The 14,970-nt window shown below is 74.9% G+C and carries 11 protein-coding genes; 9 read left to right on the top strand and 2 right to left on the bottom strand.

The window, feature by feature from the left end; all coding sequences use genetic code 11:
* Positions 1 to 6: 6 nt before the first annotated feature.
* Positions 7 to 891 (bottom strand): Gfo/Idh/MocA family oxidoreductase, encoded by an 885-nt coding sequence (locus tag RI578_RS03110; RefSeq protein ID WP_310869585.1) that lies wholly within the window; start codon positions 889 to 891, stop codon positions 7 to 9.
* Positions 892 to 1,426: 535 nt separating this feature from the next.
* On the opposite strand from RI578_RS03110, the gene RI578_RS03105 reads away from it, so the two are divergent.
* From RI578_RS03105 to RI578_RS03065, 9 genes are all read left to right on the top strand, one after another.
* Positions 1,427 to 2,362, top strand: a complete 936-nt coding sequence (locus RI578_RS03105) for a dienelactone hydrolase family protein (RefSeq protein WP_310869584.1) — start codon at positions 1,427 to 1,429, stop codon at positions 2,360 to 2,362.
* Between the two features lie 230 nt (positions 2,363 to 2,592).
* A complete protein-coding gene (locus tag RI578_RS03100) occupies positions 2,593 to 5,337 on the top strand; it encodes a helix-turn-helix transcriptional regulator (RefSeq protein WP_310869583.1) in 2,745 nt (914 codons plus the stop codon).
* 117 nt (positions 5,338 to 5,454) lie between these two features.
* Positions 5,455 to 6,741: a helix-turn-helix domain-containing protein gene (locus tag RI578_RS03095; protein ID WP_310869582.1), complete on the top strand. Its 1,287-nt coding sequence runs from the start codon at positions 5,455 to 5,457 to the stop codon at positions 6,739 to 6,741.
* A gap of 1,291 nt (positions 6,742 to 8,032) precedes the next feature.
* Complete coding sequence (locus RI578_RS03090) at positions 8,033 to 8,815, top strand: ABC transporter ATP-binding protein (protein WP_310869581.1); 783 nt, start codon at positions 8,033 to 8,035, stop codon at positions 8,813 to 8,815.
* Positions 8,812 to 9,612, top strand: coding sequence for an ABC transporter ATP-binding protein (locus tag RI578_RS03085; protein ID WP_310869580.1), 801 nt, complete (start codon positions 8,812 to 8,814; stop codon positions 9,610 to 9,612). Before RI578_RS03090 ends, RI578_RS03085 begins: the two co-directional genes overlap by 4 nt.
* On the top strand, positions 9,609 to 10,508 hold the full coding sequence (locus tag RI578_RS03080) for a branched-chain amino acid ABC transporter permease (RefSeq protein WP_310869579.1): 900 nt from the start codon (positions 9,609 to 9,611) through the stop codon (positions 10,506 to 10,508). The genes RI578_RS03085 and RI578_RS03080 overlap by 4 nt, the downstream gene beginning before the upstream one ends.
* Before the next feature lie 58 nt (positions 10,509 to 10,566).
* Complete coding sequence (locus tag RI578_RS03075) at positions 10,567 to 11,670, top strand: branched-chain amino acid ABC transporter permease (RefSeq protein ID WP_310875649.1); 1,104 nt, start codon at positions 10,567 to 10,569, stop codon at positions 11,668 to 11,670.
* Positions 11,667 to 12,947: an ABC transporter substrate-binding protein gene (locus RI578_RS03070; RefSeq protein ID WP_310869578.1), complete on the top strand. Its 1,281-nt coding sequence runs from the start codon at positions 11,667 to 11,669 to the stop codon at positions 12,945 to 12,947. The genes RI578_RS03075 and RI578_RS03070 overlap by 4 nt, the downstream gene beginning before the upstream one ends.
* Positions 12,948 to 13,093: 146 nt before the next feature.
* Positions 13,094 to 13,912: an SAM-dependent methyltransferase gene (locus tag RI578_RS03065; RefSeq protein ID WP_310869577.1), complete on the top strand. Its 819-nt coding sequence runs from the start codon at positions 13,094 to 13,096 to the stop codon at positions 13,910 to 13,912.
* Between the two features lie 55 nt (positions 13,913 to 13,967).
* Here the strand turns inward: RI578_RS03065 and RI578_RS03060 are convergent, their stop codons facing one another.
* Positions 13,968 to 14,888 (bottom strand): helix-turn-helix transcriptional regulator, encoded by a 921-nt coding sequence (locus tag RI578_RS03060; protein WP_310869576.1) that lies wholly within the window; start codon positions 14,886 to 14,888, stop codon positions 13,968 to 13,970.
* Positions 14,889 to 14,970 lie beyond the last annotated feature (82 nt).

Here is a 14,970-nt window from a genome sequence, read left to right as displayed (position 1 = left end):
CGGCGGTCACCGCCGGTCGCTCAGCAGGGCCTCGGCCTCGGCGAGGATCTCGGTGACCCGCAGGCCGAACGCGGCGTCGCACGCGTGCGGGCCTCCGCCCCCGGCGGCGGAAAGAAGCGCGTCCGCGGCTCGCAGCAGAGCGGGCACCGGTCCCTCCGCGCTCTCCGGAAGCAGCGTCACACCGGCCCGGCCATGCAACTCCACGGTCGCGCCCGCCGCGGCCGGCGGCGCCGTCAGGCTGAGCGTGAGCGTGCTCGACGCGCCGCCGGTGTGGTCGAGGACCAGATGGACGGTGTCGCCGGGGCCCGGCGCCGCCGCCGTCACGCCCCGGGCGTCACCGAGGACCGGAAGCAGCACCGACAGGGCGTGCGGCCCCACGTCCCACAGGGCGCCCTTCTCCCGTCGCCACGGCGAGTCCGCGAACGGGCTGTCGCCGCTGAACACCGCGCCGAGCCACTGCGCCCGCGCCGTGAACCAGCCGCCCCTGGCGGCCTGTTCGGTGATCCACGCCTCGGTCCCGAGCTGGAACCGGGCGGTGAAGAAGACGACGGAGGCGACGCCCGCCGCACGCACCGCCTCGACCACCGCCCGCCCCTGCGGCACCGTCGCCGCGAGTGGCTTGTCGAGCAGCAGATGGCACCCGGCCCGCGCCGCCCGCACCGCCAGCTCGGCCTGCACGGCCGGTGGCAGCGCGACCGCGACCGCCTCCACGTCCGCCAGCAGGGCGTCGGCGTCGTCGTAGGCACGTGTGCCGTGCCGGTCCGCCAACTCCTTGGCGGCGTCCGGGCGGCGCCCCCACACGCCCACGAAGTCCAGGCCGTCGTGCCGGCGCAGGGCGGGCGCGTGTGCCATGTCCGCCCAGGGACCGGTGCCGAGCAGTCCGATACGCATGCCATCGCCTCTCCGCAGTGCCGAACCCGAACCCGGGCCCGCCGACGTTGCTCCCTGACGGCCGGCGCGCGACGGCCCGGCCGACGCCGAGCGTGTCACACCGGCCCGGTGCCGGGGCAAGACCGCGGACCTCGGGACGGCGGCGTCGTCGCCGGCTCGTCCGTCGCGCCGCCGCCGCCTCATGGCCCCGCCGCCACTCTCTACCCCTGCGCTCTACCCCTGCGCTCTACCCCAGCGCTCTGCCCCTCTGCTCTTCCTCTGCGCTCTTCCCCTGCCCAGGCCCGTCGTCCGCGCTCTTGCCCGACCTCCCTTCGCTCCCCCAGGCCCGCCGCCTCCCCCTCGGGCCCCACGACCCACCCGGCGCACGAGGCCGGTAATTCTGCCGATCCCCCGCACCGCACCACCCGCCGACAGTGACACCGCCAGCACAACGGCGACGCCCGTCCGGCGGATGTCCCGGGACGCGACCCCACGCGTTCCGGGCCGTGTGCGATCACCGGCCGGGCCCCTCGCCACGACAGAGAGGACGACCCTCGTGCAGCAGAACCCCCACACCCACGCCGCTTCCCGGGCCGAGCGCCCGGCGTTCCGCGGAACGCGGCGGCGGCTCGCCGGCGTCACGGCGGCCGTGGCCGCCGTCGTCGCGCTCAGCACCCTCACCGGCCCCGGCGCCCACGCCGCCGCCGACAACCCCTACGAGCGCGGTCCGGCGCCCACCGAGTCCAGCATCGAGGCACTGCGCGGCCCGTACTCCGTGGCGGACACCAGCGTCTCCTCGCTCGCGGTCACCGGCTTCGGCGGCGGCACGATCTACTACCCGACCAGCACCAGTGACGGCACGTTCGGCGCCGTCGTGATCTCGCCCGGCTTCACCGCGTACGAGTCCTCCATCGCCTGGCTCGGTCCGCGGCTGGCCTCGCAGGGCTTCGTCGTGTTCACCATCGACACCAACACCACCCTGGACCAGCCCGCCTCCCGCGGCCGGCAGCTGCTGGCGGCCCTGGACTACCTCACCGAGCGCAGTTCCGTCCGCGGGCGGGTCGACAGCAGCCGACTCGGCGTCATGGGCCACTCGATGGGCGGCGGCGGCTCTCTGGAGGCAGCCAAGTCCCGGCCGTCGCTCCAGGCCGCGATCCCGCTCACCCCCTGGAACACGGACAAGAGCTGGCCAGAGGTCAGCACCCCGACGCTGATCGTGGGGGCCGACGGCGACACCATCGCCCCGGTCTCCTCGCACTCCGAGCCGTTCTACTCCAGCCTGCCGTCCCGAACGGACCGCGCCTACCTGGAGCTGAACAACGCGAGCCACTTCACGCCGAACACCTCGGACACCACGATCGCGAAGTACAGCATTTCCTGGCTCAAGCGGTTCATCGACAACGACACCCGCTACGAGCAGTTCCTGTGCCCGCTGCCCCGGCCGAGCCTGACCATCGAGGAGTACCGGGGCAACTGCCCGCACGGCTCCTGACCCGGCTCACGGCACCATCCGGCGGCGGTCGCGGGCAGGTCGCGGCCGCCGCCGGCGGTGTTACCCGCGGTTGTGCCGCCGCACGGCCCCGGACCGGGACCGCTGGGCAGCGGCACAGTGCGTGCCCCGGCCCCACGGTGCACAACCGCAGGTGACACCGCCGATGCTCCGGCGGGCCGCGGCGGACCGATGGCTTCCGCGTCAGGTTACGCGCGCGTAACCTCCCGGGAATGACCGGAGAGACGACCGTACGTGCGGCCGTGCGGATCCACGGCCGGGACGCGCAACGGCAGGAGGTGCGCGCCCTGCTGGACGGCCTGCGCACCCACAGCGGCCACCTCGTCGTGACCGGCGAACCCGGGCTCGGCCGGACCGCCCTCCTCCACTGGGCCGCCCGCTCCTTCCGGGCCGGTCGCGTACTCCACCTCGGGCCCGGACCGGGCCGAAGCGCACGCGTCACCGCCGGGGAACTGCTCGACACGCTGCGGGCAGCGGCCGGCGAGGCACCTCTGCTCGTGTGCGTCGACGACGCGCACCTGTGGGACGCCCCGGCCCGGACCGCCCTGGGCCGTGCGGCCGAACGCCTGCACCCCACGGTCCGCGTCGGCGTACTCCTCTCCGTCGCCGGCCACCGTGCCGTCGACCCGGAGTACGCCCACCTGCCCGCCGTACGCCTGGACCCGCTCACGCCGCCGCAGGCCGACGCCCTGCTCGACGACGTGACCGACGGCGCCGCCGACCCGGCCGTGCGCGAGCAGCTGGTCGCGGAGGCGGAGGGCAACCCGGCCCTGCTCCTCGCCCTCGTCCGCCGGCTCTCACCGGCCGAACTGCGCGGGCACCGGCCCCCGCCCAGACCCCTGGCCGACGCCACGGTCCTGGCGGAGGTGGCGGGGGAGGCCCTGACCGGTCTGTCCGCGGACGCGCACGACCTGCTGCTGACGGTGGCGGCGGCCGTACGCGCTTCCGACGGACCGGACGTCGACGCGGGCCTGGTCTTCGACGCCGTACGGCACCTGCGGCCGGCGTCCACGCCGCCCCCCGCACCTTTCCCGGGACCGCTTCCCGCGCTCCTCGCCCTGGCCGACGACCGGCTCCGCTTCCACGGCCCCCTGGTCCGTCGTACGGTCCACGCCACCGCCGCACCGGACCGGCGCCGCGCCGCGCACCGGGCGCTGGCCGACGTGCTGGAGGCCGGCGGCCGGCGGCTCCCGGCGCTGCTGCACCGCTCCTGGTCCCTGACCGGCCCGCCGCCCGCGCCGTCGCTCGCGGACCGGCTCGCCGCGGTCGCCGCCGACGGCACGGTGCCGGGCTCGTCCCGGCTGCGCGCCATGGTGTACGCCCGTGCCGCCGAGCTGACGGCCGACGACCCCGCCCGCGCGGAGCGGTACACGGCCGCGGCCGAGCAGGCGCTGCTCGCCGGCCGCCCCGACCGGGCCCGCCCGCTGCTCGCCGCGGCCCGCGGCTGCGCCGCCCCGGCCGGTGTCCGGGGGCGGGCCGAGCTGGTGCGTGGCCTGACGGAACTCCGGGACGGCCCCGTGGGCGACGCCCACCAGACGCTGCTGCTGGCCGCGTCCCTGCTCGCCGCGGACGCCCCCGCCGACGCCGCGACCGCCGCCCTGGCCGCCGCCGACGCGGCCTGGGCGGCGGGCGACCTGTCGGCGTGCCTGGCCGCACTCGCGCCGGAACCGCCGTCGAAGACCCCGGCCGCCCGGCACACGGACGCCCGGTGCCCCACGGCGTACGTGGCCGGCGCTGTGCGCGACCACCGTGTCGGCATGCGGGCGCTGCTCGAAGGGCGACTCGACCGGGCCGTCGTGCCGCTCGGGCAGGTGGTGGAGCGGGCCAGGACCGGCGACCGGCCGGAGGGGCTGCTGCGGTCGGCGTCGGCCGCGTTGCTGCTCGGGGACGTGGACGCCGCGCGCCGGGCCGGGGCCCGGGCCCTGGCCGCCGCCCGGCAGCTCGGGTCGGACGCGCTGGTGCCGCAGGCACTGGAGTACCTGGCCTACGCCGAACTGCGCGCCGGCCGGCACCCGCAGGCCCGCACCCACGCGGAGGAGGGACTGCGCACCGCCCTGCGGGCCGGCCAGCGCAACACGGCGGCCCACCACCGGGCGGTGCTGGCCCTCGCGGCGTCGATCGAGGAGGAACCGGACGTCGTCGCCCGGCATGTGACGGCCGCGCTGACCACCGCCCGGCGGCACGGACTCGCGCAGGCGGCCACCCTCGCGGAGTGGGCGGCGGCCCGGGCCGACCTCGGCCGGGGACGCCCCCTCGACGCCGCCGACCGGCTCGGGCTCCTGGTCCTGCCCGGACCCGGGCGCGGACACTTCGCGGTGTGGCGGCTCGCCGTGCCGTGCTTCGTGGAGGCCGCGGTCCTCGCCGGACGCCACGAGGACACCCGCGCGGTCCTCACGGACTTCGCCGGCTGGGCGGCGTTCGGCGCCGATCCGCAGGCCGCCGCGCAACTGGCCCGCTGCCACGCCCTCCTCGCCCCGCCGGACCGCGCCGACGACCTCTACCGGCGCGCCCTCGCCCGGCACGACGAGGCGGGCGGCGACTTCGAACGGGCCCGCACCGCGCTCCTGTACGGCAAGTGGCTGCGCCGGCGGCGCAGGCCGCGTGAGGCCCGTGGCCGCCTGGGCACCGCGCTGGCCGGCTTCGACCGCTGCGGGGCCGGCGTCTGGGCGGCGCAGGCGCGTGGCGAGCTGCGGGCGCTCGGAGCGGCCCCGCACGAGTCGGGTGCCGGCGCGCTGTCCCGCCTTACGCCGCAGCAGCTGCGCATCGCCCGGCAGGTCGCCGAGGGCGCCACCAACCGCGAGGTCGCGCTGACCCTCGCGGTGAGCACCCGCACCGTCGACTACCACCTCCGCAAGGTGTTCGCGGCGCTCGGCGTACGGTCCCGCCTGGAGCTGGCCCGCATGGTCGAGCATGCCGGACAGGCCGAACGGGGCGAAAAGACCGGTGCACAACCCTAGGGACCGACCGGACGGTATGCCATCCTTCGGGGCAGGACGAGTCAGGGGGCAGGCCCGGCACGGGCGGACAGCCCGTCGCGGGGCGTCCCCGCAAGCCCTGGCCTGGGGAGGACCGCGATGCAGCACGCCGTACGGTCACGAGCAGCGATCCGCACCGGGCTGACGCCCGTACCACGCCCGCGGACACCGAGCGTCGCGTCGTTGATGGACGCCGACGCCCTGCGTGTCCTGCACCGGGCCGCCCGCGCCCTGCTCGACGACCTGCCCGACCTGGCCGACCGGCTGGTGGCCCTGCTGCAGGAGCAGGAGCCGGCGTACCGCGCGGCCATCACGAAGGATCCCACCGCCACCTGGCAGGAGGTCCACCGCTCGCTGCGGCACAGCGTGGCCTCGCTGCTCGACCCGCGCGGCGCGCGGGAAGCGGCCCGCCGCTGCTCCTGGCGGATCGGCGCCACCCGTGCCGAGCAGGGGCTTCCGCTGGACGCGCTGCTGCACGCCTTCCGTCTCGGCGGCTCACTGGTGTGGCAGCGGTTGATCGAGGAGACCTCCCGGACCGCACCCGAGGACGTGCGCCTCCTCGTGCACGTGGCCGCCGACGTGTGGAACTTCGTCGACGAGCACTGCACCCTCGTCGCGGACGCCTACCGGCAGACCGAGTGGCAGCTCGCCCGACGCCGCGAGAACCGGGCCCGGCTGCTGGCGGCCGGTCTGCTCGACGGCACCAGCCGCATCGCCGACCTGCCCGAGGCCGCGCAGGCGCTGGGCCTGCCGGAGCAGGGCCGCTACGTCGTCGTCGCCGTCAGCGGCCGACACCCCGCGCGGTCCGACGCCGCCCGTGCCGCCGCCGTGGCGTCCGGTACACGCGTCCACTGGCACGCGGGAGGCGAGGTCGACTACGGCATCGTCCTGGTCGGCACCGGCGACGACGGGCTCCCGGGACCGGAGGACGCCGAGTCCGGGCCGCGTGCCGTGCTTCCCGGCGTCCGGATCGGCGTCGGCACCCCGGTCGACGGACTCGCCTCCGTCGGCGACGCCCGCCGGCACGCCGACACGGCCCTGGACATCTGCCCCGAGGCCGGCGGCACGGTCCGGCTCGCCGACCACCTCCCCGCCGCCCTCGTCGTCTCCAGCCCCGAACTCGGCCGGGCCCTCGCCGAGAGGGTGCTCGGCCCCCTGCTGCGGCTGGAGCCGGCCGACCGTGAGGTGCTGCTGGACACCCTCACCACCTGGCTCGACTGCGACGGCTCGGCCCAGCGGGCCGGCGAACGCCTCTATTGCCACCGCAACACGGTCCTCAACCGCCTCCGCCGCTGCGAGCAACTGACCGGCCGCTCACTGGCCCGCCCGGCCGACGTCGTCGAAATGACCCTGGCTTTGACCGCCCGACGACTCCTACACAACTGACGAACCCGGCGACGCCTCCGGCGCCCGGGCCCTGGCTTCGCCGCCCGGGCCCCGGCCCCGCCCTGGGCCCCGGCCCCGCCACGGGCCCGGCTCTGGCCCGGCTCCACGCGGGCCCCGGCCTGGCTCCGCAGGGGGAGCCCGGCCCCCCGGCTCCGCCTCAGCCCCACCCCGGCGCCGGGCGGCGTCCCGCGCTGCCCGGCGAGGCCCCGAGACACCCGTCGCGGGCTCACCTCGCCCACCCGTGGCCGAGGCCGCGGCCCCGCCGCCCCGGACGTCCCGGGCCGGCGGGGGCACCGGACGCCGCCGTGCGGGCGAATCCCGGCCCCTGGTCTTCCGGCGCGGCGTGGACCCCCGGTGCTCTGGCGCGCGCGGAGAGGAGCCCGCGCAGGGAGCGAGGGTGACTACGGCCCCCTTGGTGCGCATGATGCGGGCCCCGGGCGTGTGACGATGCGCCGGGCGTCGTCCCGCGGCCCGGCTCCGGGCGCGATGCCCCGGCCCGAGCGAAGGCGTCTTCCCTTCGGTGTCTCGCGACCCGGCTCCGGGCGCGATGCCCCGGCCCGCGCGAAGGCGCCTCCCCCCGGTGTCTCGCGACCCGGCTCCGGGCACGACGCCCCGGGCCGCGCGAAGGCGCCTCCCCCCCCGGTGTCTCGCGACCCGGCTCCGGGCACGACGCCCCGGGCCGCGCGAAGGCACCGTCCCCCCGGTGCCCCGCGGCCCGGCTCGGACACGACGCCCCGATGTACGCGAAGGCGCCGTCTCCCCGCCACGCCCCCGCCCTCCCCGGCGGCCTCGGCACCCGCGGCGACGCCGATCCCGGCGCGGCCCCCGCCCGCAGCGTCGAGGCCGCCCTCTGGCGTGGCCCCGCCCGCGGCGACGCCGCCCCCCGGCGCGACCCCCGCCCGCAGCGACGCCGCCCCCTGGCGTGGCCCCGCCCGCGGCGATGCCGCCCCCCGGCGCGACCCCCGCCCGCAGCGACGCCGCCCCCTGGCGTGGCCCCGCCCGCGGCGATGCCGCCCTCTGGCGTGGCCCCGCCCGCGGCGATGCCGCCCTCTGGCGTGGCCCCGCCCGCGGCGACGCCGCCCCCCGGCGCGACCCCCGCCCGCAGCGACGCCGCCCCCTGGCGCGGCCCCCCGCCGCCCGGGTCTGGGCATCCGCACAGACTCTCCGCCCCGGGACTGGGACGCCGCAGCGACCCAGGCCGTGGCTCTGTACCGGCACCGGCGTGCGTGCTGTCGTGAGCTCCCCCTTTCCCGTCACCGTGCCGGCCTCGGCACGGTCCCAAGGAGCCGCGATGCCCGCAGCACCACCGGACGGCGAGCCCGCCCTGCACGTCGAGAGCCTCGACGTGAAGTACGGGCGCGCACTGTCCGCCCTCCGTTCCGTGTCCCTGACCGTCCCCTACGGCGGCGTGGTCGCGCTGCTCGGCGCCAACGGCGCCGGCAAGACGACGCTGCTGCGGGCCGTGTCGGGCACACTGCGCCTGCACCGCGGCGCGATCACGGCCGGCCGTGTCCGCTACGGCGACACGGCCCTGGACGGCCGGGACCCGGTCGCCGCCGTACGCGCCGGAGTCGTGCAGGTACCCGAGGGCAGGCGGGTGTTCGCCGGACTCAGCGTCGACGAGAACCTGCGGGCCGGCGGGCTCGGCCTGGGCCGGCGTGCCCCGGCCCAGGTCCGTGAGGCCCGGGAGCGGGTCTTCACGCTGTTCCCGCGGCTGGCCGAGCGCACCCGCCAGGCCGCCGGCCTGCTGTCCGGCGGCGAGCAGCAGATGCTCGCCATCGGCCGCGCCCTGATGGCCGCACCCCGCCTGCTCCTCCTCGACGAACCCTCCCTCGGACTCGCCCCGATGATGGTGGACCGCATCGCCGAGGTCGTCCGCGAGATCAACACCCAGGGCACCGCCGTACTCCTCGTGGAACAGAACGCCGGCATGGCCTTGTCCCTCGCCGAACACGCCTACGTCCTGGACGTCGGCGAGATCGGGCTGTCCGGCGCCGCCGACGAACTCGCGCGGACGGACGCCGTACGCCGCCTCTACCTGGGCGACACCGCTGACGGTCAGGGGGCCGCGTGACCACCCGCACCGCCACACCCCCCGCGCTCGAGGTCCGGAACGTGACCGTGCGATTCGCCGGCCTCGTCGCCCTCGACGACGTCTCCTTCACCGTCGCCCCGGGCACCGTGCACGCCGTCATCGGCCCCAACGGCGCGGGCAAGTCCACCTGCTTCAACGTCCTGTCGGGGCTGTACCGGCCCACCGCCGGCACGGTACGGCTCGGCGACGCCGAGCTGACCCGGCTCGCCCCGCACCGGATCGCCGCTCTCGGCGTGGCCCGCACCTTCCAGAACATCGTCACCACCCAGGGCACCGTCGCCGACAACCTGATGCTCGGCCGCCACGCCCTGTCCCACGCCGGTTTCGCCGCCAGCGCCCTGCGTCTGCCGCGCGCCGTGCGCGAACAGCGCGAACACCTCGCCAAAGCCCGCGAGATCGCCGAACTCACCGGCCTCGGCGCCCACTTCGACGCACCCGTCGCCCTGCTGTCCTACGGCGACCGCAAGCGGGTCGAACTCGCCCGCGCCCTCTGTCTGGAGCCCCGTGTACTGCTGCTCGACGAACCCGTGGCCGGCATGAACGCCGCCGAACGCACCCGCATGACCGAGGTCGTCCGGGAGATCCGCGCCGAACTCGGCCTGTCCGTCGTGCTGGTCGAGCACGACATGGGACTGGTCATGCGGCTCGCCGACGAGGTCACCGTCCTCGACTTCGGCAAGGCCATCGCCCACGGCGCCCCGGACCAGGTCCGGCGCGACCCCGAGGTGCTGCGCGCCTACCTCGGCACCGGCACCACCGGGGAGGACGCGGCATGACCGGCTTCTTCGACAACCTCCTCAACGGCCTCGCCCTGGGGTCCGTCTACGCCCTGATCGCCCTCGGCTTCGTCACCATCTTCAAGGCGTCGGGCGTGCTGAGCTTCACCCACGGCTCGCTCCTGCTCCTCGGCGGGTACCTCGTCGCCGTCCTCCACGACGACATCGGCTTCGCCGGGGCGCTGGCCGTCGCGGTCCTCGTGACGGCCGCCGTCGCCGGGGCGCTGGACCGGCTGGTGCTCCAGCGGGTCGGGGGGACCGACCCGCACGCCGCCCATGTCCAGACCATCGTCACCATCGGCATAGACATCGTCCTGGTCACCGACCTGGCCCGGCGGATCGGCGGTGACCTGCTGCCGCTCGGCGACCCCTGGGGCAACTCGGTGACCGACCTGGGCCCGGTGACCGTCGCCGACAGCCGCATCGCCGCGATCCTGGTGTCCGCCGTGGCCATCGGCGGCGCCTTCGCCCTCTTCCGGTTCACCCCCTGGGGCCTGTCGCTGCGCGCGGCGGCCGAGGACCGTGAGGCCGCCGCCCTCATGGGCGTACGGCTGACCCGCGTACGCACCGTCGCCTGGTGCCTGGCCGGTGGACTCGCCGCGCTCGCCGCGGTCTTCCTGGTCGCCTTCCCGGCACCGGGACTGGAGCGCACCACCGGGCAGATCGCCCTGAAGGCGTTCCCGGCGGCCATCCTCGGCGGCATGGCCTCCCCGGTCGGCGCCCTGGTCGGCAGCATGCTGATCGGCCTCACCGAGGCCTTCGTCGCCGGCTACCAGTCCGAACTGCACGTCCTCGGCGAGGGCTTCGGCGATGTCGCCCCGTACGCCGTGATGGTGCTGGTCCTCCTGGTGCGCCCCGCCGGACTCTTCGCGGCGAAGGGAGCGGCACGTGTCTGACCTCCTCAAGAGGAGCACCCTCCTCGGGCGCGGCGGGCTCCTCAAGCAGGGCCGGCTCCTGCTGCCCGCCCTCCTCCTGTGCGCCCTGCCCTTCTACCTGGACGCCTTCTGGCTGCGCATCGGCCTGTTCTCCATGGCCGCGGCCATCGGCGCCGTCGGACTCGGCCTGCTCAGCGGCACCGCGGGACAGCTCTCCCTCGGGCACGCCTTCTTCCTCGCCGTCGGCGCCTACGGGTACGTATGGCTGGCGGGCGAGCCCGGACCGGGGCTGCCGCCGGCCGTCGCCGCCGTCCTCGCCGTGCTGCTCGCCGGAGCCGCGGGCGGCCTGTTCAGCCCCGTCGCCGGCCGGGTGAAGGGCATCTACCTCGGCGTGGCCACCCTCGCCCTGGTCTTCCTCGGCCACCACGTCCTGCTCACCGCCGACTCCGTCACCGGCGGCTTCAACGGACGCTCGGTGCCGCCCCTGGAGATCGGCGGATTCACCTTCGCCGAGACCGACCCGGAACTGACGGTCCTGGGCGTGCCGTTCGGGGCCGAGGAACGGCTCTGGTACCTGGGACTCGTCCTGTTCGCGCTGACCTGGTTCACCGCGCGCGGGCTGCTGCGCGGGCGCCCCGGACGCGCCCTGGTGGCGCTGCGCGACAGCGAGACCGCGGCTTCCGTGATGGGCGTGCACGTGGCCCGGTACCGCTCGGCCGCGTTCGTCGTCTCCTCGATGTACGCGGGCCTGGCCGGCGTCCTCCTCGCGCTCTCCTTCCGCCGCGTCGTGCCCGACTACTTCTCGCTCCTCCTCTCCGTCGACTACCTCGCCATGATCGTCATCGGCGGCCTCGGGTCGGTGGCGGGCGCCACCGCCGGCGCCGTCTTCGTCACCGCGCTGCCCCTGCTGATGACCCGCTACGCCGACCAGTTGCCGCTGGTGGCGACCCCGGGCTCCGGTGACGGCTCGATCGGCCCGACCGAGGCCTCCCGCTACCTCTACGGCGCGGCGATCGTCGTGATCCTGCTCTACGCCCCGGACGGCCTGCACGGACTGGCCCGCCGGACCCGCGCACGCCTGCGCCGCAAGTCACCCGACACCGGCCCGCCCGACGCCGGGCCCACGTCCCTGCCTCCCGCCACCACCGCCAACGCCGCACGAACCAAGGAGCACACCCCGTGAACGTCACGCACTCCAGGCCCCGCACCACCCGGACCGCCGCCCTGGCCGCGGCCCTGGCCGCCGTGCTGCTCGCGGGCACCGCATGCAGCACGAAGGCGGACGGCGGGTCCACCGACGACGCCGCCGACGGCGTCAAGGCCGGCCCCGGAGTCAGCGACAAGGCCATCAAGCTGGGCGCGCTGACCGACCTCACCGGTCCCTACGCCACCCTCGGCAAGAGCATCGTGCAGGCCCAGCAGATGTGGGCCGACGAGACCAACGCCGCGGGCGGCATCTGCGGCCGCAAGGTCGAGATCGTCGTCAAGGACCACGGCTACGACGTGCAGAAGGCGGTCACCGCCTACGCCGACATCTCCCCGGACGTCGTCGCCCTGCCGCAGGTCATCGGCTCGCCGGTGGTCGCGGCCCTGCTCGACGACATCGAGCGGGACCACATGCTGACCTTCCCGCAGGCCTGGGCCGCCTCCCTGCTCGGGATGGACCCCGTCCAGGTCCTCGGCACCACCTACGACCTCGACATGATCGCCGCCGTCGACTTCCTCACCCGCACCAAGAAGATCGCCAAGGGCGACACGATCGGCCACGTGTACTTCGAGGGCGACTACGGCGCCAACGCGCTGGAGGGCTCGGAGTGGGCCGCGGAGCAGGCCGGGATGAAGGTGGTGGGCCAGAAGATCAAGGCCACGGACACCGATCTGACCGCGCAGGTGTCGGCGCTGAGCAAGGCCGGGGTGAAGGCGGTCCTGATCAGCGCGGGCCCCGCCCAGACCGCCTCCCTCGCCGGCGTGGCCGCCGCCCGGGGCCTGAAGGTGCCGATCGTCAGCAGCGCTCCCGGATACTCCCCGCAGCTGATGAAGACGCCCGCGGCGCCGGCGCTGGAGGCCATGGTCCACGTGGTCAGCGCCGCACCGGCGGTCAGCTCCGACCTGCCGGGCGTCAAGAAGATGGTCGCCTCCTACAACAAGAAGTACCCGGGCGAGCCGGTCGACTCCGGCGTGCTCTCGGGCTACAACGCCGCCCAGCTGATGGGCGCCGACCTGAAGAAGGCGTGCGAGGGCGGCAGCCTCACCCGACAGGACGTGGTCAAGGCGCACCGCTCGCAGAAGAACGCCGACACCGGCCTCGGCACCCCGCAGAACTTCACCCTGGTGACCGAGCCGGCCAGCCGGTCCACCTACGTGCTGAAGCCCGACGCCAAGGCGGCCGGCGGCCTGGTCGGCGTGGAGGAGGCCCACAAGGCGCCCGGCGTCGACGCGTACCTGGCCGGACGCGGCTGACCGAGGTGGGTGGCCGTCAACTCGACTGTCCCGCAGTCGCCTTGGCGGCCACCTGATCCGCGTACTGGTTTCCCTGACCGCCGCGTCTCTAGGATGTACTCTCGGTCATGCCAGTGCAGTTGGCGCGGTACAGAGCTGGGGGAACGATGCAAGCCGACAAGCAGTTGTCCACGGAGATCGACGCCAACGTGCCAACGGCAGCACGTATGTACGACTACTACCTCGGCGGCAAGGACAACTACGCGGCCGACCGGGCGGCGGTCGGGGAACTCGACAAGGTCGTCCCCAGCACCCGTCGGCTCGCGCTCAACAACCGGTGCTTCCTGCAGCGGGTCGTCAGGACCCTCGCGGAGGACTACGGCATCCGCCAGTTCCTGGACCACGGCTCCGGCCTGCCCACGCAGGACAACGTCCACCAGGTCGCACAGCGGGTCGCCCCCGAGTCCCGTGTCGTCTACGTCGACAACGACCCGATGGTGCTGGTCCACGGTCGTGCGCTGCTCGACCAGAACGACCGGACCGCCGTCATCCACGCCGACATGCGTTCGACGGAGGAGATCTTCTCCCACCCGGACACCCAGCGCCTGATCGACTTCTCGCAGCCGGTGGCCGTGCTGTTCAACTCGGTCTTCCACTGCATCCCGGACAGCGACACCGACGGCCCGACGGCCGTGATCCGCCGCGTCACCGAGCGACTGGTGCCCGGAAGCTACGCCGTGATGTGCCAGCTGGTCAGTGACGACGCCGAGGTGCGGGAGTCCGTCACGGCCTTCATGGACCAGGCGACGCAGGGGCACTGGGGCCGGGTCCGCGAGCCCAAGGACGTCGAGGCCTACTTCGAGGGCATGGACATCATGGAGCCGGGCCTGGTGGAGGTCTCCACCTGGCGTCCGGACAACGAGGTGGCTCCGCGCCAGCTCACCGACGAGTGGATCGAGTTCGGCGGTCTGGGCCGCATCCGCTAGCGGAGAGAGCATCCCGGGCCGCGCGCTACGTGTGCGGCCCTTCTCCTTCGCGCCGCTACTTCTGGGCGTAGCGCTGCGCCATCGCCTCGCGCAGCAGTTCCAGTGACTCGCGCGGAGTGAGCGCCTCGTCGGCCAGGCGGTCCAGCGCGACCCGGTACTCCTCGGTCTCGTCGCGGTCCTCGAGGAAGTTGGCGCTCTTGATGTGCTCCAGGTAGACCACGTCGGGCAGGTCGATGCCGCCGAAACGCAGATAGGTGACCGGGATCGCGGGTGCCGAAGCGTTCGTCACGTCCAGCGGCACGATCTGCAGCGTCACATGGGGCTGCCCGGCCATCTCGACGAGGTGCGCGAGCTGTTCACGCATGACTTCGCGACTGCCCAGGACCCGCAGCAGCACGGACTCGTCGATGATCGCCCACAACTGAGGCGCGTCTCCGCGGCGCAGCAACTCCGCGCGGCGCATACGCAGTTCGACACGCCGCTGAACCTCACCGGCAGGCGCGTTCGGCAGGCCCCGCTCGACCACGGCCCGGGTGTAGTCCGGGGTCTGGAGCAGGCCGGGGACGTACTGGATCTCGAAGGTGCGGATGGTCGCCGCGGCCTCCTGGAGTCCGACCAGACGGTCGAACCACTCGGGCATGAGGCGCTTGTCGTACCGCTGCCACCAGCCCGGTTCGCCGGCCCGCTGCAACAGCTTGACCAGCACCGAGGCCTCGTAGGCGTCGGTGCCGTACCGCTCCAGGATCGCGCGGACGTCCGTCTCCGTCGGAGGTTTGCGGCCCTTGCCCGACTCGATGCGGGAGAGCTTCGCCGGACTGAACCCGATGTCGCGCGCCGCCTGTTCCTGGGACAGGCCGGCGTCCTCGCGGAAGCCCGCCAGCTGAACACCGACGAGCATCTTCAGCAGAGTCGGAGCAGGCTCGGCCCTGTCCAGATAGGGTTCGAGACGGGAGAGGCGATGCGATGCGGCGGACATCCTGACTCCCAGCAGACCGGCAGACTTGAGAAACCACACTATCTCATCCCGCATGTGCCCGCCGCATCGGCCAGTGGAAAAC

The sequence above is a fragment of the Streptomyces sp. BB1-1-1 genome, from assembly GCF_031597775.1.
Taxonomy (GTDB): Bacteria; Actinomycetota; Actinomycetes; order Streptomycetales; family Streptomycetaceae; genus Streptomyces; species Streptomyces thinghirensis.
This window is presented reverse-complemented; position numbering and strand designations above follow the sequence as displayed.